Genomic DNA, 19519 nt, shown 5'->3' with positions numbered 1-19519 from the left:
GAAACCTGCCAGATACCGCTATAGATGCGGTCGATTCTGGAAGATTCAAGCGTCAGGGAGTTGATGCAGATCAGAGAGTTTAGCGGGTAAGCCAGACCAGGGAGGCGAAGCGACCCGTGCGAGGTGCACGGCGATAGGAAAAGAAGCGCGGATCGGTCACGGTGCAGAAACCGCCACCATAAACAGCGGTGACACCCCGGACAGCCAGACGCAGCCGCGCCAGCTTATAGATGTCAGCCATGAACTTGCCCGCGTTGTGACTCGGGACAAAGGCTGCCTCGGCTTCGGGCAATTGACTGACGAAGACTTCCCGGACTTCCGGGCCGACTTCAAAGGCTTGGGGGCCGATGGCCGGGCCGAGCCAGACCAGTACATCCCCGGCGGGGACATTCAGACTGTCGAGGGTGGCTTCCAGCACGCCAGCCGCCAGTCCACGCCAACCGGCATGCGCCGCAGCAACGCGAGTGCCGGCACGGTCGCAGAACAGCGCCGGCAGGCAGTCGGCGGTCATCACCGCACAGGCGATACCGGGTGTCGCCGTCCAGCTGGCATCCGCGGTGGCCACCACGGACGGATCGGCATGTGCCACGGCAATCCCGTGCACTTGCTGCAGCCAGGCAGGCTTTATAGAGAAGTGTTCGGTCAGACGTCGACGGTTTTCGGCCACAGCATCGGGGCGGTCATCGACATGATCGCCCAGATTGAGGCTGTCGAACGGCGTCTCGCTGACGCCGCCCTCGCGGGTGGTGACACAGGCCTTGACGCTGGCCGGCGCGGGCCAGTCCGGCGTCAGCCAGTTCATCCGACGAATGCCTCGCGATCCTGCTTGAGCAGGGTCAACAGCCAGACGAAGTCTTCCGGCAACGGCGATTCCCAGCTCATGCGCTCACCGGTGGTCGGGTGATCCAGTTCGAGGAACCGCGCGTGCAGGGCCTGACGCGGGAAGTGCTTGAGGGATTCGACCATGGTCTGGCTCGCGGCCGGCGGAATGCGGAAACGGCCGCCGTACACCGGGTCGCCGACCAACGGGAAGTTGATGTGCGCCATATGCACGCGGATCTGGTGAGTACGACCGGTTTCCAGCTTCACCCGTACGTGGGTGTGGGAACGGAAGCGCTCCAGCACGCGGTAGTGGCTGACGGCCGGCTTGCCGCCTTCCATCACCGCCATGCGCTGACGCTGCTGGCCGTGACGGCCGATCGGCGCGTTGATCTTGCCGCCGGCGGTCACTACGCCGATCACAATGCACTCGTAGATCCGGCTGACGCTGCGGCTTTGCAACTGCGCGACCAGTTTGGTCTGCGCCTGAATGGTCTTGGCCACCACCATCAGACCGGTGGTGTCCTTGTCCAGACGATGCACGATACCGGCACGCGGGACATTGATGATGTCCGGGACGTGGTGCAGCAACGCGTTGAGCAAGGTGCCATCAGCGTGACCGGCAGCCGGGTGCACCACCAGGCCTGCAGGCTTGTTGATCACCAGAATGTCGTCGTCTTCATAGACGATGTCGAGTTCGATGTCCTGAGCGACCCATTCACCCTGGGCCTCCTGCTCGGCAGTCAGCTCAAGGATGGCACCGCCATGAACGATGTCGCGCGGGCGGATGACCGCCCCGTCCACAGTCAGGCGACCTTCTTTGATCCAGGCGGAAAGGCGCGAGCGCGAGTGCTCGGCGAAGAGTTGGGCGGCGACTTGATCGAGGCGTTGGCCGCCCAATTCGGACGGCACCTCTGCGCGAAGTTCAATTTTATCGGACATGCTCGGACTGGGCGTCGGCTACAGCCTTTGGTTTCGGCTGCGCGCTTGTGGTTAAATACGGCGTCTTTTGCCCCGGGGCTTTTCAACGGGGCGCTCATCATAACAGGACGGCCCCGCCCAAGACAGCGGCCGTCATAGGGACGCAAGCCGCCATGCAAGTGAAACACCTGCTGCTGATCGCCATCCTCGCATTGACCGCTGCTTGCTCATCGAAGGAAGTCGTAGACGAAAACCTGAGTGAAGCCGAGCTGTACCAGCAGGCTCAACAGGACCTGGACAACAACAGCTACACCAGCGCCACAGCCAAGCTGAAGGCTCTGGAGTCGCGTTATCCGTTCGGTCGCTACGCCGATCAGGCGCAGCTGGAACTGATCTATGCCAACTACAAGAACGCCGAGCCGGAAGCTGCAAAGTCCGCCGCCGAGCGCTTCATTCGTCTGCATCCGCAGCACCCGAACGTGGATTACGCCTACTACCTCAAGGGCCTGACCTCGTTCGACCAGGACGTCGGCCTGCTGGCGCGCTTCCTGCCGCTGGACATGACCAAGCGTGACCCGGGTGCCGCCCGCGACTCCTACAACGAGTTCGCCCAGCTGACCAGCCGCTACCCGAACAGCCGCTACGCGCCGGACGCCAAGCAGCGCATGATCTACCTGCGCAACCTGCTGGCCGCCTACGAAATCCACGTGGCCGACTACTACCTGACCCGTCAGGCCTATGTCGCTGCCGCCAACCGTGGCCGTTATGTAGTGGAAAACTTCCAGGAAACCCCATCGGTCGGCGACGGCCTGGCGGTGATGACCGAAGCCTACCAGCGCCTGCACCTGGACGATCTGGCCGCCACCAGTCTGGAAACCCTGAAGCTCAACTACCCGAACCACCCGAGCCTGCAGGACGGCCAGTTCGTGCCTCGCGTTGCCGAAGCCGACAACCGTTCGTTCCTGAGCAAGGCCACGCTGGGCCTGATCGAATCCCGTCCGCCGCTGCCGCCGGGAGAGACCCGCGCCAACCAGGACGTGCAGAAGCAGTTCCAGGACGCGAAAGACGCGATCCCGAACGAGCTCAAGCCTAAAGACGAAAACGGCGACGTGATCGAAGAGCCGGAACCGGAGTCGAGCGACAGCGACCGCTCCATCTTCAGTTACATGACCTTCGGTCTGTTCGACTGATCACTGCGGTAATGCCAAAAAGGGAGATCTTCGGATCTCCCTTTTTATTGCCGCGTGTGATTGGGCTGTGCGCCTGTCGGGTCCTTGGCTAAACTGCCGAATCATTAGCCGAAAAGCCGCCCATCATGCTTCGTTTACTGTTCTGGATTGCCTTGATCGCCGCTGCTGTCTGGTTGTGGCGCAAATTCAAGGCCCCTGCCACCTCCGCCCGATCGCCTCGCGAACAGGATGCCGCGCCGATGGTGCGCTGCGCCCATTGTGGCGTGCACCTGCCCCGCGACCGCGCGCTGAACCTTCAACAACAGTGGTATTGCAGCCAGGCTCACCTCGAGCAAGGCCCCGGCTCCAGTGATCGCTGAGGCCGACAACGCCAACAGCAAACAGGCTCAGCGACTGCTGCGCCTCTATCATCTGTACCGTTTGAGCGTCGGCATCACCCTGGTGTTGCTGATCTCCAGCAACATGGACAACCGCCTGCTGACCTCGGCCAACGACGAGTTGCTGCGCAATGGCAGCTGGTTGTACCTGGTGCTGAACATTCTGCTGGTGGTATTCCTCGAGAACATCCGCCGCCCGGCCCGGTTGTTCGCGCTGTCACTGGTCGACATTCTGCTGCTGTGTGGCGTGTTCTATGCGGCGGGCGGTGTGGCCAGTGCGATTGGCAACTTGCTGATCGTTTCGGTCGCCATCAGCAACACGTTGCTGCGACGACGCATCGGCTTGCTGATCGCCGCCATCGCCACCCTCGGCATCGTCGGGCTCAGCTTTCTGCTGAGCTTCAGTCACCCCTTGAGCGCCAACGACTATCTGCAGGCCGGCACCCTCGGCGCCTTGTGTTTTGCGGCCTCGTTACTGGTACAAGGGTTGATCCGCCGTCTCGAAGTCAGTGAGAACCTGGCCGAGCTGCGCGCCAGCGAAGTGGTGGGTCTCGAAGCCCTCAACGCGCTGATCCTGCAACGCATGCGCACCGGCATTCTGGTGCTCGACGAACAGCGCCGGGTGCAACTGGCCAATCACAGTGCCAGGATCCTGCTGGGACAACCGCACCTCCAAGGCGACTTGATTGATGAGCACTCGAGCGCACTGGTCGAACGCCTGCAACTGTGGCTGAACAACCCGACCCTGCGCCCGCAAAGCCTGAAAATCGCCGGCAACGGCCTGGAGCTGCAGCCGAGTTTCGTCGCCCTGGAACAGAGCCCGAATCGCCAGACCCTGGTGTTTCTCGAAGACCTCGCACAGATCGCCCAGCAGGCCCAGCAATTGAAACTGGCCGCGCTGGGTCGGCTGACCGCCGGTATCGCCCATGAAATCCGCAATCCGCTGGGGGCCATCAGTCATGCCGCGCAGCTGTTGCAGGAATCCGAGGAACTCGACAGCGCGGATCGGCGTCTGACGCAGATCATTCAAGACCACTCCCAGCGCATGAACCGAGTCATCGAAAACGTCCTGCAACTGTCCCGCCGCCAGCAGAGCGCACCGCAACGGCTGGATCTCAAGCCGTGGCTGGAGCAGTTTGTCGACGAGAGCCGCGAACAGGCCGGCGAGCACCAGCAGATTCACCTGCACATCGGCCCGGGGGACTTCCGCACCCTGATGGATCCCGGCCAGCTCACACAGATTCTCGACAATCTGTTACGTAACGGTTGGCGCCACAGTGCCCTGCTGCACGATCCGGCCGAGGCCTGGCTGACGCTGTCCATCGACCCCGAGAGCACGCTGGCCGTGCTCGAGGTGCAAGACAATGGCCCCGGCGTGCCACTGGATCATCAAGCCCACCTGTTCGAACCGTTCTTTACCACCACCAGCCAGGGCACCGGCCTTGGGCTTTATCTGTCCCGTGAGCTGTGCGAAAGCAATCAAGCGCGCCTAGACTTCAAATCACGCCAAGGCGGCGGCTGCTTTCGCATCACCTTTGCTCACGGACGGAAACAAAGTTGAACACGAGCCCACGGCAAAAAATCCTCATCGTCGACGACGAGCCGGATATCCGCGAACTCCTGGAAATCACCCTGGGACGGATGAAACTCGACACCTTCAGCGCACGCAATCTCGCAGAAGCCCAGGCGCTGCTGCACCGCGAGAGCTTCGAGCTGTGCCTGACCGACATGCGCCTGCCCGACGGCACCGGCCTGGAACTGGTGCAGCATATTCAGCAGCGTTATCCCCAACTGCCGGTAGCCATGATCACCGCCTACGGCAGCCTGGAAACGGCGATCAACGCCTTGAAGGCCGGGGCTTTCGACTTCCTGACCAAACCCGTGGACCTGACACGCCTGCGTGAGCTGGTCGGCTCGGCGTTGCGCATGCCGGCGGCAGGTAATGTCTGCACCTCGATCGACCGGCGGCTGCTTGGCGATTCACCGCCGATGCGCAACCTGCGCAAGCAGATCGACAAACTGGCCCGCAGCCAGGCACCGGTCTACATCAGCGGCGAGTCCGGCAGTGGCAAGGAGCTGGTCGCCCGACTGATTCATGAACAAGGCCCGCGGGCCAGCCAGCCATTTGTGCCGGTGAACTGCGGGGCGATTCCTTCAGAGTTAATGGAAAGCGAATTTTTCGGCCACCGCAAAGGCAGTTTCAGCGGCGCGGTGGAGGATAAACCGGGGCTGTTTCAGGCGGCCCATGGCGGCACGCTGTTTCTCGATGAAGTGGCGGATCTGCCGCTGCCGATGCAGGTCAAGCTGCTGCGGGCGATCCAGGAAAAAGCCGTGCGCAGCGTCGGCGGTCAACAGGAAACCGTGGTTGACGTGCGCATCCTTTGCGCGACGCACAAGGATCTCGACGCGGAAGTGGCTGCCGAGCGCTTTCGTCAGGATCTGTATTACCGGTTGAACGTGATCGAACTGCGTGTGCCGTCCCTGCGCGAACGCCGCGATGACATCGAAACACTGGCCGGCCACATGCTCAAACGCCTGGCCAATGGCACCGGGCAACCGGCGGCACGTCTTCATCCCCATGCCCTTGAGGCGCTGAAAAACTACCGTTTCCCGGGCAACGTGCGGGAGCTGGAGAACGTGCTTGAACGGGCACACACCCTGTGTGAAAACCGCACGATCGAGACCGATGATTTACGCCTGAGTGAAGGTAACGGCGCCGCCGAGGGCGGAGCTGCCGATCTCACCCAGATCGACAACCTCGAAGACTATCTTGAGAGCGTCGAGCGCAAACTGATTTTGCAGGCGCTGGAGGAAACCCGCTGGAATCGCACGGCGGCGGCGCAGCGGTTGAGCCTGTCGTTTCGGTCGATGCGCTACAGGCTCAAGAAACTGGGGCTGGATTAAGGCTCCTTTCGCAGGCTTGCCCGCGAAAGCTATTTGTCAGTTACCGGAAGAAAAACTGACTAGATACGTCCGGCCGGAGCATACGGCGCCGGATCGATGATCGGCGCGCGCCCCAGCATCACGTCGGCAAACAACTGACAGGACGCCGGCGCCAGCACCAGCCCATTGCGGTAATGCCCGCAGTTCAGCCACAGACCGTCAAACCCCGGAACCCGGCCAATGTAAGGAATGCCCTCGGGCGAACCCGGTCGCAGCCCGGCCCAATGCCCCACCACTTCGGCATCGGCCAGCGCCGGCAGCAATTCGACCGCCGATGCCTTGAGGCTTTCCAGCGCGTTATTCGTCGGGGTCTTGTCGAAGCCTTCGTGCTCCAGCGTACTGCCGATCAGAATGTGCCCGTCACGACGCGGAATGGCGTAGCGCCCCTTGGCCAGCACCATGCTCGGCAGGAAATCCGCCGCGCACTTGTAGAGAATCATCTGGCCCTTGACCGGCTCCACCGGCAGGGAAAGGTTCAGGGTCTTGAGCAGTTCGCCGCTCCACGCGCCCGCCGTCAGCACGATCTGATCGCCAGCGATCACACCGGTGGAAGTCTGCACGCCCACCACCCGTTCGCCTTCACGGACGAACCCGCTGACTTCGCACTGCTCGTGAATCGTCACGTTCGGCAGCGCCTGCAACGCTGCTTTCAAAGACTTCACCAGTCGCGGGTTGCGCACGTTGGCCACATCGGCCATGTAGATCGCCCGGGAAAAGCCGCCACCGAGCACCGGCACCGCATCATGCGCCGCCGAAATATCCACAGCCCGCAACGGGCGGTTCTCCCGCGCAGCCCAGGCCAGCGCTTCGGCTTCGTCATCCAGATCCAGCCAATACAGGCCGGTGGTATGCACTTCGGGATCGACTCCGGTATCGGCAAAAAGACGCTCGCCCAGCTGTGGATAAAAATCCTGCGACCAGTGCGCCAGCGCGGTGACGGCCGGGCTGTAGCGCCACGGGTACAGCGGAGACACGATACCGCCACCGGCCCAGGACGATTCCTGGCCGACGTTCGAACGATCCAGCAGCACCACGCTGCCGACCTCGGAGGCGAGGTTGTACGCCGTGAGCAGGCCAATCACCCCGCCACCGACAATCACCACTTGCTGTTGCCTGGTCATGTTTGATCCAACCGTAAAAAAGACAGTGGGCGCAAATGGCGCCCGAAATAAAGCGGCTCAGCGGCCCCAGCAATCCTTGGTGGTCAGCCCGGTGGTCGCGTTGTTCATGCTTCTGACACCGGTGTTGGTGAGGGTGAAATCCCCGCACTTGTCAGTGGCCATGGCCGTGCCGGTCTTGCGGGTCGCGGTCAGCAGGAAGGTCTGATCGGTGATCGTCGGCGTGATGGTGTAGAAATCGTTGCCGGTGCTCAACCCGGTGACACCGGTGTAGACGTTGTTCTTCGAATAGAAGCGCTCGAGGATCTGTGCCTGTTCCGACAAAGTGCTGACGACGTCTGCACGACGGCCTTTCTTCACGTATTCGGTGAGGCTCGGATAGCCGATGGTGATGACGATACCGATGATCGCAATCACGATCATGATTTCGATCAAGGTGAAACCCCGGTTGGATCTGCGCATGCCTCAACTCTCACTTACTGTATTTGTCGCCACATGATACGACGGCTGCCGCCGCCGGATTTTTCCACCAGGGTGGTGATACCGCCACTGGAATCGTTCACGACCTTGCGCGATGCACCGTTGACGATGGCGTTCAGGGTCGGGATACCACCGGTGAACACCACGCCGCTGGAAATCGTGTCGTTGCTGTCGACCACGCCATCGGCATTGGTGTCGAGCACCGCGTAGTTGAGCATCTTACCGCTGAACGCATCGAGCTCGATCAGTTTGCCGGTACCGAAACTGGAACACGGGTCGGTGGTATCGACACTGGCCGTGGTGAACACGATGCGTCCCAGCACCAGACTGGCCTGATTGATCACCCGTTCGCCAGTCAAGGCGTTGTTGTACACCAGCGGCAGATACCAGCCCTTCTCCGCCGGATAAGTCGTGTCATTCTGGCTGGTGGTGACGAACTGCCCGGTACTGCCGGAGAACACCCCGGTAATCGCCTGCGCCTGCAAACTGCTGACCGTGATCTGGCCCGACCCGCCATCGGCATCCCACACCGAATAGAACGCCTGCAAATCCTTGTTGGTCTTGTCGGCGGTTTCGTTGAATTTACCGGTGCCGACGAAAATCTGTTTCCCGCCCAGAGCGTTGTCCGCCAGCAACGGTTGCGCAGTGATCGGCTGAGTCGCCCCGCCGGCCGTGGTGAACAACGGTTTGCCGGCAAACGCCACGCCCCAGCTGTCGGACGAAGTGGCACTGAGATCGAACTTCCACAACCGCCCCTTCAAGTCACCGCCATACGCCGCCTGCACCACGTTCTGCGAATTGACCCGCAACTTCACCGAGGACAAACCGTTGGTGGTTTCCGTACTGTCGATGACGATTTTCTTGATCAGCGAGCCGTCACGCACATCCAGCACATACAGCGCCGCCACCCCGGAATTGCTGCCGTAACCGTTGGCAATGAACGCCGCCCAGCGACCATCGGCCAAGCGTGCCACTTCCGGACGGGCGTATGCATAACCCAGATCATTAAAAGCGTTGGAAGGGCTGGCGGTGGCCGGCGCGCTGACTTCCCACAAGGCGCGGATGATGTTGCCCGCCGAGGCGTCGAACAGCTGAAGGCCATAGAAGGTCTTGCCACCGGCGCCTGTCCCGCCGATGGCCAGGGTTTTCCAGGCCGTGCCGAATTGCGCGTCGAATACACCGAGCTGACCATCCACCAGAAACTTGTGGCTGACGCCGTTGACGTAGTTCGGATCGGCAATCAGGCGCAGCGAGGGCAATACGCTGGACGGCATGTAGGCATAGCGCCGGGTACCGTTGGCCGAGTTGATGACGCTGACAAAACCGTCGTTGGCGTTCACCACCAGGCTGGTATTCATGTTCGAAGCCTTGGTGGTCAGGTAGGTGCTGTAAGTGGTGTCACCGGCCAGATCGGAAGCGGTCTTTTCCGTGGGCGAGGCCAGCACCAGCGGCGAGTTGATGATGTCCCCGAGCAACACACTGCGCACTTTGAGCCCGGTCTTGTTGGTGCCCTTGCTCCATTCGGCCAGGTCGCTGCCGCTGATGCCGGCGGGTAAACCCTGGTTGAGGACGGTCTGCTGGGCCGGGGAGAAGTTGCCGTAGGCCAACGTTACCGCCGCGTTGTTCAGGGAGTTCCACGACTGATAGGTTGGCACAGTGGCACCGGGCACGATGGCCGTGTCGGTGGTCCACAGCACGGCCGACGTATTGACCGCCCCGGCCGAGGTGAACCCAAAGGACTTGATCGTGCCGCGCCAGTCTTTGGGGTCGTAGGTGGTTTGGAAAAAACTGCTGCTGCCGGTCAGCGTGGTGCTGCTGGTCACACCCGCACCGCCGGACCCCGCCTTGGAGGTGATATCGCTCAACGCCGAAGACAATGCAGCATTCAGGCCGGCGCTGTCGGTCGCCTGGTAGTAGCGGCCCTGTCCGTAGTCGGCGGCGTCCGAGAGCATGTCGTTGGAAGCGGTGAAACCTACGGTGTAGGTGTTCATGTTCTGCCTGGGGAAATCCACCGCGTTCCAGCTCTTGCCCGCCGCGTCGGTGCCGGAGGAGCGCATGTCGATGTCGAAGGCGAACTTGGCGATATCGTCCAGGTACAGCGTATCGCCCTCCCCGTCCCCGTTCAGGTTGTTTCCGTCATTGTTGATGCCGTCCCAGTTCGGCAGGCGGCTGCCGCCCAGCGGGTCGTTGCTCGGGAAGGTGCGGTCGTAGGTCGGCAGGCCGTCGGTGATGACCACGCCGTAGTTTTTCTGGCAGCGGTACTGGATCGGGCTGGTGTAGGTGCTGGGGGTGCTGTTGTAGTACGGCGCCATCCCGCGCATGTAGCGGGTGATTTCGTAGTAGGTCTCGGCCAGTGGCGTGTTGGCCACCGCGCTCAGGCCGTTGATCGAGGAAATCAGTGCGTTGTAGTTGGTGTCGGCCTGGGCCTGGGTCACGCTGCCGCTGACCGCTGACAGATCGCTGATGGAACGGGCAATGAAACCACCGTTGCCGGGGTTGTTGCTGGTGGCCGGGTTGAACGTGGCCAGCCCCATGCGCAGGTTGCGGTTGCTGGTGACCAGTGTGGTGGAAACGTTGCGCGCCACGTTGATCCGGTAATCGTTGGGAATGGCTCCGGTGGTGAAGTCGCGCGTGCCGTTGTTGATCGCCAGCCCGACCACGTAGGAAATGTAATCCGCCGAATAGCGGGTGTTGCCGCTGCCCACCGGATCCGGCAATTTCAGGCAGAGCGGCGTCAGGCTGTTGTTGTAGAACGCATAGGCGCCGCCGGAGCAGCCAGAGGTCGGCAGGCTCGAAAGAAAGATCGTATCGCCAGTGATGGCGGTCGAGCTGAAGCACAGCCCAATGACCGCGTTGCACTGCCGGGCCGGCGTTCGATCCACGGTCGGATCAAATCCTGCCGCATAGATGATGCTGTTCATGCTGCCCGAGTCGTCGATCATCAACATGACGTTCGGAGGCACGGCCGCCGCGCTCAACAACGGCGAATCGGACGGCGTGAAGGCATACGCCGGCGCCCCCGGATAGAGCCCGGCCAGCATGCCGAACAGCAGCGACAGCCATTTGAAGCGTCGCTCAGTACTTCGCATAGACACTCTCCACCACACTGCGAGAAGTGCCGGCGATACCGACGGCCGTGACCCGATACAACGTCGCCGAGGTATTGCTCGGCACGTTCACCGCTGTCAGGGTCGTGCCGATGTTCTGCACTCCGTAAAACCCGCTGCCGGCGGCGATCCAGGTGACGCCCGACGTGGAATTGAACCCTGCCGCGCTGACCACCGAGGACTCCGCCGGCGGCGCACATTGGGTGGCGCTGGCGCACACCGCCAGCGCGTAGCCGTCCAGTTGCACCGCACTCTCGCCGATACGCAGCGCGGCCTCGGCCGTCTGGAACGATTGATTGCGCAGGCTCACGCTGCCCGCCATTTTTTCCTGCAGGTTGGCGCTTTGCATCGATGACAGGCCGATCACCGTCAGAAGCAGCAGGAACACCAGGCTGACCAGCAACACCATGCCGCCCTGGGACCGTCGCCGATGGAGAGAAAGATTCATCGCTTGCCCCTCACTGCAAGCGGTTGCGCAAGGCGGCAACCACGTTGAAGGTTTGATTGCGGACCCGGTTGTTCGGGTCAGTGAGGGTCAGGCTCAGGCGCACGCTGCGAATCCGCGCCGGATCACCGGGATTGGTGCTGTAGGTGGACGCCGCGACATCGGTCGCGGAACTCGCCAGACCAAACATCACCGTGAACGCACTGACATTGTTCACCAGCACCTGCTGGGCCGGATTGCCACTGCCGGTGCCCATCAGAATCTGGTTGTTGCTGAAGCTGTAGACCAGCCGACGGATCGGGAACGCGATCTGCCCCGTCGCTGCTGCTCGTGCGCCGGTATAAGCAATGGCGCTGTTGCGGCAATCGGAGACCACGGTCCAGGTCGGCGTTCCGCCCGCGCTGCCGACATCGGCGGTGACCAGGGTCAGTTTGAGGCTGGCGTTGTCCCAACTGATCGGCGTGATCTGGGCCGCATTGAAATCCCCCGCCGAGCTGGAATCGCTAATCGTGCCCAGGCAGCCGAACATGCCCACCATGCGCAGTTCCTGAATCATCTTGCTCAGCACGAACCGCGCGTCTTCCTGCATGGCGGCGGCGCTGTTCTGGCTGACGTAGGTGTTTTTGGCCGCCAGGAAGATCTGCACCACACCGAGCACCACGATCAGCCCCAACGCCAGGGCGACCAGCATTTCGATCAGACCGAAACCCAGGTTATGCCGCTTCATGGCGTGGCCACCGGATCGACCGCGGCGCGGCTGCTCAGGACAAAGCTGCGGGTTGCACCGGTCGTATTGGCGGCGCGCGCGTCACTCCAGGTGATGGTGATGGTGTACACGCGTTGATTGAGGGTGATGCTGCCGGTGGCGGTCGGGCCGCCGAAATTGACGATATTGGTGGTGAAGTCGTAGAGATCCTGATCCCGGGCGACACTCAGGTTGCCCGTGGTCGGCGGTGTGACGGTGTAGTCGGCGCCGGAATTGGCGCGAATCCTGTCCATCATGTCGTAGGCGATGAAACTCGCCTGGCTGGTCATGCGCGAACTGTCGGTGTACTTCAGCGCATTGAGCTGGACCGCCGCCGCGCCCAACAACCCGACCGTCAGAATCAACAACGCGACCAGCACTTCGATCAGCGTCATGCCTTCCTGTGCGTGCTTGCTCCCTGCCCTCATCCGCAACTTCCACCCAATTGAATTCGTCCGTTCAGACACACGTTCAGCGTCCTGCTTTGCGTGCCCAGCGTGTAACTGATGACCACCGCCGTGGACGGTGCCGCCAGCCCGCCCAGATTGTTGAAGTCCAGTGCGGTCACTCCAGAGGGTAGCGTCAGAGTCGCGCCGCTGCTCATCGCTGGAACAACCCGCAATACATTGGCCGGAGTGCCAGTACTGTCGTAGACCGACAGCTCACCGGTCCAGACACTGCCGCCGGCGCTCGGCCGCAAGCGGGTGGTGACGCCCCGGTTGATCGCCTCGAGCCTTGCGTAATTGAGGGCCCGTTGCAGGTCGCCGACTTCGGTGTCGGCCTTGCTGCCCTGCACCGAACGGGTGAATGCCGGCACCGCCATCGTGATCAGGATCACAAACACCGCGACCGCCACCAACAGCTCGATCAGCGTGAAACCTTTTGTACGATGATCCATCGATGCCCTCCGTTGCCGTCGGCTATACCTGTACAAACCTAGAACATTCGACCGGCGGGCGCCGGTTGATTTACCGCGTGCAGCGCACGGACTGCGCTGCTGTGCACAATCCAGGGAGGACGCGCACATGCCGCAACAGGGTTTCAGTCTGGTCGAACTGCTTATGGGACTGGCGATCGGCGCAATTGTTCTGTCGCTGGTCAGTCCGGCGCTGGCGGACTTCACCGAATCAAACCGGCGGCAGCAGGCCGCGCAGTCTCTGCTCGACGGGATTCGCAATGCCCGGACCATGGCCATCACGCGCAATCAGAGCGTGGTGATTCATGGCATCAACGGCGATTGGGGCCAGGGCTGGCGGATCATTCTGGATCTCAGCGGAAAGGGACCGGGGGATGCCGGTAATCCATTGCTGATCGAGCAGGCGAGTGACGGAAAGATACCGATTGTCGGCAACTGGCTGGTGAGCCGGTACATACGCTTCAGCAGCCTGGGCCAGCCACTGGTGCCGGACCGCAAGTTTCAGGCGGGGACGTTACATCTGTGCTCGGCTCGCGAGCCGGTCAGCCAGCTTCAGGTGGTGCTGGCGGCGACCGGTCGCGTACGCCTGGCCAACCAAAAGGCTGAACAGGCGTTGTGCCGAAAGGATAAGGCGGTCAGATCGAGCGAACGCGCAGCTCTTTAGGCATCGAGAACGTGATGTTCTCCGCACGCCCGTCAAGCTCGTCAGCGCCGGTGGCGCCCCAGGCCTGCAACTGCTGGATCACGCCGCGCACCAGAACTTCCGGGGCGGAAGCACCGGCGGTGATGCCGATACGCTCGACACCGTCGAACCAGCTCTTCTGCAGGTCTTCGGCGCCATCGATCAGGTAGGCTGGCGTGGCCATGCGTTCGGCCAGTTCACGCAGGCGGTTGGAGTTGGAACTGTTCGGGCTGCCCACCACCAACACCACGTCGCATTCGTCGGCCAGTTGCTTGACCGCGTCCTGACGGTTCTGGGTGGCGTAGCAGATATCGTCCTTGCGCGGCCCGCCAATGGCCGGGAAACGCGTACGCAGCGCATCGATGACGCGGCTGGTGTCATCCATGGACAACGTGGTCTGGGTGACAAAGGCGAGTTTGTCGGGGTTGCGCACCTGCAACTCGGCGACATCCTTCTCGTCTTCGACGAGGTAGATCGCGCCACCGTTGCTGGCGTCGTACTGGCCCATGGTGCCTTCGACTTCCGGGTGGCCGGCGTGGCCGATCAGGATGCACTCGCGACCGTCACGGCTGTACTTCGCGACTTCGATGTGCACCTTGGTCACCAGCGGGCAGGTGGCGTCGAACACTTTCAGGCCACGACCGGCGGCTTCGGTACGCACGGCTTGCGAGACGCCGTGGGCACTGAAGATCACGATGACATCGTCCGGCACCTGATCCAGCTCTTCGACGAAGATCGCGCCACGACTGCGCAGGTCCTCAACCACGAACTTGTTGTGCACCACTTCATGACGCACGTAGATCGGCGGCCCGAAGACCTCCAGGGCGCGGTTGACGATTTCGATCGCCCGGTCCACGCCGGCGCAGAAGCCACGGGGGTTGGCGAGTTTGATTTGCATGCGGTGCCTCGTGTCTTGCGCGCGAAAGATTGGATCACTACGGGAGCCGGTCAGCCGGCTCCTGCAGAACAGCGATTACAGTGCTTTGACGTTGATGATTTCGACGTCAAAGGTCAGCGTCTTGCCAGCCAGCGGGTGGTTGAAGTCGACGGTCACTTGCGCGTCGTCGAACTCTTTCACCACACCCGGCAGCTCAGTATTGGCCGCATCGTTGAAGATCACCAGCAGACCCGGCGACAGCTCCATGTCCACGAACTGCGAACGCGGGATGATCTGCACGTTTTGTGGGTTCGGCTGGCCGAAGGCGTTTTCCGGTTCGACGGTCAGGGTACGCTTGTCGCCGGCCTTGAAACCGAACAGGGCAGCCTCGAAGCCTGGCAGCAGGTTGCCGTCGCCGACCTTGAAAGTCGCCGGTGCCTTGTCGAAGGTGCTGTCGACCGTGTCGCCGTTCTCCAGGCGCAATGCAAAATGCAAGGTGACTTCCGTGTTCTGGCCGATGCGCTGCTCAGCCAATACCTGTTCAGTCATGAACGGTTTCTCCGGTTTTTTTACTTTTGAACATGTCCAGTGCCAGCATCACCGCGCCAACGGTGATGGCGCTGTCGGCGAAGTTGAACGCCGGGAAGTACCAGCGGTTCTGCCAGTGCACCAGAATGAAGTCGATCACATGGCCCAGGGCAATGCGGTCATACAGATTGCCCAGTGCGCCGCCCAGCACCAGCGCCAGTGCGATGGCCAGCCAGGTTTCGTTGCGGCCCAGGCGCTTGAGCCAGACTACCAGCACCGCACTGACCGCGATTGCGATCAGGGCGAACAGCCAGCGCTGCCAGCCCGAGCTGTCCGCGAGGAAGCTGAAGGCGGCGCCAGTGTTGTAGGCCAGTGTCCAGCTGAAGTAATCAGGGATGATCACGATCTGCTGGAACATCTCGAGCTTGTCTTCGAAGTAGAACTTGCTGGCCTGGTCGATGACCAGAACCAGCAAGCTCAACCAGAGCCAGCTCAGCCGTCCGAAACGGCCAACGGCATTAGGCATAGTGACGAACCTCGCCGGCACCATCGATGTTGTCCACGCAACGGCCGCAGATTTCCGGATGCTCCGGATTCACGCCGACGTCTTCGCGGCAGTGCCAGCAACGGGCACATTTCGGGAAGGCGGATTTGACGATCTTCAGCTTCAGGCCGCTGACTTCGGTGGCCACGGCATCGGCCGGAGCCTGCACGAACGGCGCAACAGTGGCGGTCGAGGTGATCAGGACAAAGCGCAGCTCGTTGCTCAGCTTGGCCAGATCAGCGGTCAGCGCTTCCTCGGCGAACAGCGTCACTTCGGCTTGCAGGTTGCCACCGACGGCCTTGGCCGCGCGCTGGATTTCCATCTCTTTGTTGACCGCCACCTTCACTTCCATGATGCGATCCCAGTACTCGCGACCCAGCTCGAAGCCTTCCGGCAACTCGGTCAGGCCTTCGTACCAGGTGTTGAGCATCACCGACTCGTTGCGTTCGCCCGGCAGGTATTGCCACAGTTCGTCGGCGGTGAAGGCCAGGATCGGCGCGATCCAGCGCACCAGCGCTTCGGAGATGTGGAACAGCGCGGTCTGGCACGAACGACGGGCCTTGCTGTCGGCGCCGGTGGTGTACTGGCGGTCCTTGATGATGTCGAGATAGAAACCACCCAGCTCCTGCACGCAGAAGTTGTGGATCTTCGAGTAGACGTTCCAGAAACGGTATTCGCCGTAGTGCTCTTGCAGCTCGCGTTGCAGCAGCAGGGTGCGGTCCACCGCCCAGCGATCCAGCGCCAGCATGTCTTCGGCCGGCAGCAGGTCGGTGGCCGGGTTGAAACCGGTCAGGTTGGAAAGCAGGAAACGCGCGGTGTTACGGATACGACGATAGGCGTCCGCACTGCGCTGCAGGATCTGCTCGGACACGGCCATCTCGCCCGAGTAGTCGGTCGAGGCGACCCACAGACGCATGATGTCGGCGCCCAGGGTGTCGTTGACTTTCTGCGGCGCGATCACGTTGCCCAAGGACTTGGACATCTTGCGACCGGACTCGTCCACGGTGAAACCGTGAGTCAGCAGCTCGCGGTACGGCGCGTGGTTGTCGATGGCGCAACCGGTCAGCAAGGACGAGTGGAACCAGCCACGGTGCTGGTCCGAACCTTCCAGGTACAGGTCGGCACGCGGGCCGGTCTCGTGACCCATCGGGTGCGAACCGCGCAGGACGTGCCAGTGAGTGGTGCCCGAGTCGAACCAGACGTCAAGGGTGTCGCTGATCTTGTCGTACTGCGGCGCTTCATCGCCCAGCAGTTCGGCGGCGTCGAGTTTGAACCAGGCTTCGATGCCTTCGACTTCAACGCGCTTGGCGACTTCTTCCATCAGCTCGACGGTACGTGGGTGCAGTTCGCCGCTTTCCTTGTTCAGGAAGAACGGGATCGGCACGCCCCAGTTGCGCTGACGAGAGATGCACCAGTCCGGACGGTTGGCGATCATCGAGTGCAGGCGCGCCTGGCCCCACGCCGGAACGAACTTGGTGTCTTCGATGGCTTTGAGCGAACGCTGGCGCAGGGTGCCGCCGGATACCGGCTCCTTGTCCATGCCGATGAACCACTGCGCGGTGGCGCGGTAGATCAGCGGGGTCTTGTGGCGCCAGCAGTGCATGTAGCTGTGTTCGATGACGGTGGTGTGCAGCAGCGCACCAACTTCGCTCAGTTTTTCGACGATGGCCGGGTTGGCCTTCCAGATGAACTGGCCGCCGAAGAACTCCAGCGACGGCACGTAGACGCCGTTGCTCTGTACCGGGTTGAGGATGTCGTCGTTGACCATGCCGTATTTCTTGCAGGTCACGAAGTCGTCCACGCCGTAGGCCGGGGCGGAGTGAACCACGCCGGTGCCAGCGCCCAGTTCCACGTAGTCGGCCAGGTACACCGGCGACAGACGGTCGTAGAACGGATGACGGAAATTGATCAGCTCCAGCGCCGAACCCGGTGCGGTGGCCAATACGTTGCCTTCGACGCCGTAACGGGTCAGGCAGGATTCGACCAGCTCTTCAGCCAGCACCAGCAGTTTGTCGCCGATGTCGACCAGCGCGTAGGTGAATTCCGGGTGAACGTTGAGCGCCTGGTTGGCCGGGATGGTCCACGGGGTGGTGGTCCAGATCACGATCGAGGCAGGTTTGCTCAGGGACGGCAGACCGAACGCCGCGGCCAGTTTGGCTTCGTCGGCGATCGGGAAGGCCACGTCGATGGTCGAGGACTTCTTGTTCTCGTACTCGACTTCCGCTTCGGCCAGGGCCGAACCGCAATCAAAGCACCAGTTCACAGGTTTCAAGCCCTTGAACACGAAACCGCCCTTGACGATTTCGGCGAGGGCGCGGATTTCACCGGCCTCGTTCTTGAAGTTCATGGTCTTGTACGGGTTGGCGAAGTCGCCCAGCACGCCGAGACGGATGAACTCGGTCTTCTGCCCTTCGATCTGCTCGGTGGCGTAGGCACGGCACAGTTCGCGGGTCTTGTCCGCGCCCAGGTTCTTGCCGTGGGTCACTTCAACCTTGTGTTCGATCGGCAGGCCGTGGCAATCCCAGCCCGGGACATACGGCGCATCAAAGCCCGACAGGGTCTTCGAGCGGATGATCATGTCCTTGAGAATCTTGTTCAGTGCGTGACCGATGTGGATCGTACCGTTGGCGTACGGAGGGCCGTCGTGCAGGACGAACTTCGGACGATCCTTGCCAATCTCGCGCAACTTTCCGTACAGGCCAATACTGTCCCAGCGCTGCAGGATCTGCGGTTCGCGCTGTGGCAGGCCGGCCTTCATTGGGAAGGCGGTGTCCGGAAGGTTTAGCGTGGCTTTATAGTCGGTCATTTAAGGCTCTTCATTAGCGATGGGCGCTAGGTGCGGCTAGTGCACGGGCGGCGGCGACATCCGCGCTGATCGCCGTTTTCAATGCCTCCAGGGAGGCGAAACGCTGCTCTTCACGCAGCTTCTGGTGGAAAACCACCGTCAAACGCCGGTCATACAGATCGCCGGCAAAATCTAAAAGATGGACTTCAAGGTGGGCCTTGCCATCACCTTGGACCGTGGGCCGCACGCCGATATTGGCGACGCCGGGCCAGGTCTTGCCGTCGATATCGACGTCGACCAGATAAACCCCGGTGAACGGTACGCGACGGCGCTTCAATTGAATGTTCGCCGTGGGCGTACCCAGTTGGCGGGCCAGTTTCTGGCCATGCAGCACACGCCCGGCAATTCGGTACGGGCGACCGAGCAAACGTTCGGCCAAAGCAAAATCGGCGGCGGCCAACGCGTTGCGCACCTGGGTGCTGCTGACACGAATGCCGTCCAGCTCGACGGTTTGCGCCGCTTCCACGGTAAAACCGTGAACCTGCCCGGCCTGCAACAGGAAATCGAAATCGCCGAGACGGTCGCAACCGAAGCGGAAATCGTCACCGACCTCCAGATGCTGCACACCGAGGCCATCAACCAGGATGGTATCGACGAATTCGCTGGCGCTCAGCTTGCTCAAGCGCTGGTTGAACGCCAGACACAAGACCCGGTCGACGCCTTCGGCGGCCAGCAGTTGCAGCTTGTCGCGCAACCGGGCCAGACGCGCCGGCGCGGTCTCCGGGGCAAAGAACTCCCGTGGCTGCGGCTCGAAAATCACCACGCAGCTGGGTACGCCCAACTCGAGCGCACGCTCACGCAGTCGGGCCAGGATGGCCTGGTGACCACGGTGAACACCGTCAAAGTTGCCAATAGTGGCGACGCAGCCCCGATGCTGGGGGCGCAGATTGTGGAGGCCTCGAACCAGCTGCATAACGCGCTTCTTGCTCATAAAGTGGCCGATTATAACCACACCCGACGGCCGACGACAGGCAACACCGTA

At 61.9% G+C, this 19519-nt stretch carries 19 protein-coding genes; 5 read left to right on the top strand and 14 right to left on the bottom strand.

All coding sequences use genetic code 11. The features are described from left to right. Positions 1-79: 79 nt before the first annotated feature. Positions 80-802: a peptidoglycan editing factor PgeF gene (gene pgeF / locus ACKJSM_RS10135; RefSeq protein WP_410237343.1), complete on the bottom strand. Its 723-nt coding sequence runs from the start codon at positions 800-802 to the stop codon at positions 80-82. Continuing rightward, the gene (gene rluD / locus ACKJSM_RS10130; RefSeq protein WP_410237342.1) at positions 799-1761 is read right to left on the bottom strand and encodes a 23S rRNA pseudouridine(1911/1915/1917) synthase RluD; all 963 of its coding nucleotides are present in this window, start codon (positions 1759-1761) and stop codon (positions 799-801) included. The genes pgeF and rluD overlap by 4 nt, the downstream gene beginning before the upstream one ends. A gap of 152 nt (positions 1762-1913) precedes the next feature. Here rluD and ACKJSM_RS10125 point away from each other — a divergent pair, with 152 nt between their 5' ends. From ACKJSM_RS10125 to ACKJSM_RS10110, 4 genes are all read left to right on the top strand, one after another. Further along, positions 1914-2930: an outer membrane protein assembly factor BamD gene (locus ACKJSM_RS10125; RefSeq protein ID WP_039771681.1), complete on the top strand. Its 1017-nt coding sequence runs from the start codon at positions 1914-1916 to the stop codon at positions 2928-2930. Between the two features lie 125 nt (positions 2931-3055). Further along, entirely contained in the window at positions 3056-3289 is a 234-nt protein-coding gene (locus ACKJSM_RS10120) for a PP0621 family protein (protein WP_262159847.1), read from the top strand. Beyond that, positions 3279-4868: a sensor histidine kinase gene (locus ACKJSM_RS10115; RefSeq protein WP_410237341.1), complete on the top strand. Its 1590-nt coding sequence runs from the start codon at positions 3279-3281 to the stop codon at positions 4866-4868. The genes ACKJSM_RS10120 and ACKJSM_RS10115 overlap by 11 nt, the downstream gene beginning before the upstream one ends. Next, positions 4865-6211, top strand: coding sequence for a sigma-54-dependent transcriptional regulator (locus ACKJSM_RS10110; RefSeq protein WP_236182038.1), 1347 nt, complete (start codon positions 4865-4867; stop codon positions 6209-6211). The genes ACKJSM_RS10115 and ACKJSM_RS10110 overlap by 4 nt, the downstream gene beginning before the upstream one ends. Before the next feature lie 59 nt (positions 6212-6270). On the opposite strand, the gene thiO is transcribed toward ACKJSM_RS10110, so the two are convergent. The 7 genes from thiO to ACKJSM_RS10075 are packed head-to-tail and all read right to left on the bottom strand — an operon-like array spanning position 6271 to position 13043. Beyond that, complete coding sequence (thiO, locus tag ACKJSM_RS10105; RefSeq protein WP_410237340.1) at positions 6271-7371, bottom strand: glycine oxidase ThiO; 1101 nt, start codon at positions 7369-7371, stop codon at positions 6271-6273. Between the two features lie 57 nt (positions 7372-7428). Beyond that, complete coding sequence (locus tag ACKJSM_RS10100) at positions 7429-7830, bottom strand: type IV pilin protein (RefSeq protein ID WP_085648738.1); 402 nt, start codon at positions 7828-7830, stop codon at positions 7429-7431. Between the two features lie 14 nt (positions 7831-7844). After that, complete coding sequence (locus ACKJSM_RS10095) at positions 7845-10937, bottom strand: pilus assembly protein (protein ID WP_410237339.1); 3093 nt, start codon at positions 10935-10937, stop codon at positions 7845-7847. Then, entirely contained in the window at positions 10924-11403 is a 480-nt protein-coding gene (locus tag ACKJSM_RS10090) for a PilX N-terminal domain-containing pilus assembly protein (protein WP_236182035.1), read from the bottom strand. Before ACKJSM_RS10090 ends, ACKJSM_RS10095 begins: the two co-directional genes overlap by 14 nt. A gap of 10 nt (positions 11404-11413) precedes the next feature. Further along, complete coding sequence (locus ACKJSM_RS10085) at positions 11414-12127, bottom strand: PilW family protein (protein ID WP_410237338.1); 714 nt, start codon at positions 12125-12127, stop codon at positions 11414-11416. After that, on the bottom strand, positions 12124-12573 hold the full coding sequence (pilV, locus tag ACKJSM_RS10080; RefSeq protein ID WP_236182033.1) for a type IV pilus modification protein PilV: 450 nt from the start codon (positions 12571-12573) through the stop codon (positions 12124-12126). Before pilV ends, ACKJSM_RS10085 begins: the two co-directional genes overlap by 4 nt. Continuing rightward, complete coding sequence (locus ACKJSM_RS10075) at positions 12570-13043, bottom strand: GspH/FimT family pseudopilin (protein ID WP_064599521.1); 474 nt, start codon at positions 13041-13043, stop codon at positions 12570-12572. Before ACKJSM_RS10075 ends, pilV begins: the two co-directional genes overlap by 4 nt. A gap of 127 nt (positions 13044-13170) precedes the next feature. Here ACKJSM_RS10075 and ACKJSM_RS10070 point away from each other — a divergent pair, with 127 nt between their 5' ends. Further along, the gene (locus tag ACKJSM_RS10070) at positions 13171-13725 is read left to right on the top strand and encodes a GspH/FimT family pseudopilin (RefSeq protein ID WP_236182032.1); all 555 of its coding nucleotides are present in this window, start codon (positions 13171-13173) and stop codon (positions 13723-13725) included. Here the strand turns inward: ACKJSM_RS10070 and ispH are convergent. The 5 genes from ispH to ribF form a co-directional block, all read right to left on the bottom strand. Further along, positions 13697-14641 (bottom strand): 4-hydroxy-3-methylbut-2-enyl diphosphate reductase, encoded by a 945-nt coding sequence (gene ispH, locus ACKJSM_RS10065; RefSeq protein ID WP_236182031.1) that lies wholly within the window; start codon positions 14639-14641, stop codon positions 13697-13699. The two genes, ACKJSM_RS10070 and ispH, sit on opposite strands and share 29 nt — an antisense overlap. 75 nt (positions 14642-14716) lie before the next feature. After that, positions 14717-15154, bottom strand: coding sequence for an FKBP-type peptidyl-prolyl cis-trans isomerase (gene fkpB, locus ACKJSM_RS10060; RefSeq protein ID WP_236182084.1), 438 nt, complete (start codon positions 15152-15154; stop codon positions 14717-14719). A 7-nt stretch (positions 15155-15161) separates the two neighbouring features. Then, entirely contained in the window at positions 15162-15674 is a 513-nt protein-coding gene (gene lspA, locus ACKJSM_RS10055; protein WP_236182030.1) for a signal peptidase II, read from the bottom strand. Further along, entirely contained in the window at positions 15667-18498 is a 2832-nt protein-coding gene (ileS, locus tag ACKJSM_RS10050; protein WP_410237337.1) for an isoleucine--tRNA ligase, read from the bottom strand. Before ileS ends, lspA begins: the two co-directional genes overlap by 8 nt. 13 nt (positions 18499-18511) lie before the next feature. Continuing rightward, positions 18512-19450 (bottom strand): bifunctional riboflavin kinase/FAD synthetase, encoded by a 939-nt coding sequence (gene ribF, locus ACKJSM_RS10045; protein WP_007959537.1) that lies wholly within the window; start codon positions 19448-19450, stop codon positions 18512-18514. Positions 19451-19519 lie beyond the last annotated feature (69 nt).

Source organism: Pseudomonas sp. PHC1, from assembly GCF_046487845.1.
GTDB classification, from domain to species: Bacteria; Pseudomonadota; Gammaproteobacteria; order Pseudomonadales; family Pseudomonadaceae; genus Aquipseudomonas; species Aquipseudomonas sputi.
This window is presented reverse-complemented; position numbering and strand designations above follow the sequence as displayed.

Excerpts from the sequence above, each read along its gene's own strand:
- ACKJSM_RS10075 (WP_064599521.1), bottom strand. The coding sequence starts at position 13,043 with ATGGATCATCGTACAAAAGGTTTCACGCTGATCGAGCTGTTGGTGGCG.
- ACKJSM_RS10120 (WP_262159847.1), top strand. The coding sequence starts at position 3,056 with ATGCTTCGTTTACTGTTCTGGATTGCCTTGATCGCCGCTGCTGTCTGG.
- ACKJSM_RS10090 (WP_236182035.1), bottom strand. The coding sequence starts at position 11,403 with ATGAATCTTTCTCTCCATCGGCGACGGTCCCAGGGCGGCATGGTGTTG.
- ACKJSM_RS10100 (WP_085648738.1), bottom strand. The coding sequence starts at position 7,830 with ATGCGCAGATCCAACCGGGGTTTCACCTTGATCGAAATCATGATCGTG.
- thiO (WP_410237340.1), bottom strand. The coding sequence starts at position 7,371 with ATGACCAGGCAACAGCAAGTGGTGATTGTCGGTGGCGGGGTGATTGGC.
- ispH (WP_236182031.1), bottom strand. The coding sequence starts at position 14,641 with ATGCAAATCAAACTCGCCAACCCCCGTGGCTTCTGCGCCGGCGTGGAC.
- rluD (WP_410237342.1), bottom strand. The coding sequence starts at position 1,761 with ATGTCCGATAAAATTGAACTTCGCGCAGAGGTGCCGTCCGAATTGGGC.
- ileS (WP_410237337.1), bottom strand. The coding sequence starts at position 18,498 with ATGACCGACTATAAAGCCACGCTAAACCTTCCGGACACCGCCTTCCCA.
- pilV (WP_236182033.1), bottom strand. The coding sequence starts at position 12,573 with ATGAGGGCAGGGAGCAAGCACGCACAGGAAGGCATGACGCTGATCGAA.
- ACKJSM_RS10095 (WP_410237339.1), bottom strand. The coding sequence starts at position 10,937 with ATGCGAAGTACTGAGCGACGCTTCAAATGGCTGTCGCTGCTGTTCGGC.
- pgeF (WP_410237343.1), bottom strand. The coding sequence starts at position 802 with ATGAACTGGCTGACGCCGGACTGGCCCGCGCCGGCCAGCGTCAAGGCC.
- ACKJSM_RS10085 (WP_410237338.1), bottom strand. The coding sequence starts at position 12,127 with ATGAAGCGGCATAACCTGGGTTTCGGTCTGATCGAAATGCTGGTCGCC.
- ACKJSM_RS10125 (WP_039771681.1), top strand. The coding sequence starts at position 1,914 with ATGCAAGTGAAACACCTGCTGCTGATCGCCATCCTCGCATTGACCGCT.
- lspA (WP_236182030.1), bottom strand. The coding sequence starts at position 15,674 with ATGCCTAATGCCGTTGGCCGTTTCGGACGGCTGAGCTGGCTCTGGTTG.
- ribF (WP_007959537.1), bottom strand. The coding sequence starts at position 19,450 with ATGCAGCTGGTTCGAGGCCTCCACAATCTGCGCCCCCAGCATCGGGGC.
- ACKJSM_RS10070 (WP_236182032.1), top strand. The coding sequence starts at position 13,171 with ATGCCGCAACAGGGTTTCAGTCTGGTCGAACTGCTTATGGGACTGGCG.